This is a genomic window from Aerococcus sp. L_32, from assembly GCF_050689315.1.
In genome coordinates this window covers 1-1,017 of record NZ_JBOEQF010000617.1, presented here as the reverse complement: position 1 = coordinate 1,017, position 1,017 = coordinate 1, and the positions used below count along the sequence as shown (strand labels likewise).

General features: G+C 36.2%; 2 protein-coding genes. One reads left to right on the top strand and one right to left on the bottom strand.

The genetic code is table 11. The features are described 5' to 3' along the window. Nucleotides 1-79: 79 nt before the first annotated feature. A complete protein-coding gene (locus tag ACRCJ0_RS15195) occupies nt 80-616 on the bottom strand; it encodes a TetR/AcrR family transcriptional regulator (RefSeq protein WP_271735226.1) in 537 nt (178 codons plus the stop codon). 161 nt (nt 617-777) lie between these two features. Between ACRCJ0_RS15195 and ACRCJ0_RS15190 the strand changes: the two genes are divergently transcribed. After that, the coding region (locus tag ACRCJ0_RS15190; protein ID WP_431391044.1) for an ATP-binding cassette domain-containing protein at nt 778-1,017 on the top strand (240 nt) is incomplete at its 3' end.

Below are 1,017 nucleotides of genomic sequence, written 5' to 3'. Positions count from 1 at the left end.
CATAAAAGAACTGGATCTCTTAGCCAAACATGCGGCTTTAAGAGGTCCAGTTTTTTAGTATGCAGTAGTTGCTAAATTGCTACATCAATGAAAAGAAGTAGGCAATTTCTTCAAGAGTATATTTCTTATTGTACTCTTCAAATTTAGCCAAGAAATTGATAACGGCCGAGGCCTTCAAATCATTGGCTAATTCATCATATTTGCTAGGGATTTGCATTTGTCTCACACCGGTAGGGAAATTTTCTTTAACCGACTTGGTCATTTTATGGACGAAAGAAGGGTCGCCATTTTCACCCAAAAGGATGCTTGACCGGGTTGTTTCCTTGGAAAATTTGTTTAAAATATGAAAAAGCACCTCGTATTTACTTGTTTGAGCGAACAACTCTTCAACTTGACCAATGGCCTCGTTTTCTAAATTTTCGATAATTTCATTTTCGATTTCTTCTACCACGGCGTATTTATCATCAAAATAACGGTAGAAAGATGACCGGTTTAGGCCAGCTTCTTTGACAATATCTTGAATGGTGATAGTGGTGAAGGGTTGGTCTGCCATTAATGTTAGAAGGGATGATTTGATGTTTTCACGCGTTTGTAATGATTTATTGCTTACAGTCATTTGTTCGTCCTTTGCCAATTTTTAGGTTAAAATATACTTGTGCTATTGCAATGTTATCAAACTTTTATAGAATAAGACACATTGTCTTATTTTGTGCTAGCCATGAAAATGAATATACTATAAACTATTAAAACAGTAAAAATAAAAGGAGTCTTATATAAATGCTTGAATTAAAAAATCTCAAGAAAACGTATGAAGTGGGCGATACGGTAACGCATGCCTTAAATGATGTATCGATGGCTTTTAGAAAACAAGAACTCGTTGCTATCTTAGGGCCTTCAGGTTCAGGGAAAACGACACTTTTAAATGTGATTGGTGGTTTAGACCAGTATGACTCTGGTGACATGGTGATCAACGGCCAGTCAACTAAAAACTTCAAAGACCTAGATTGGGACGCTTAC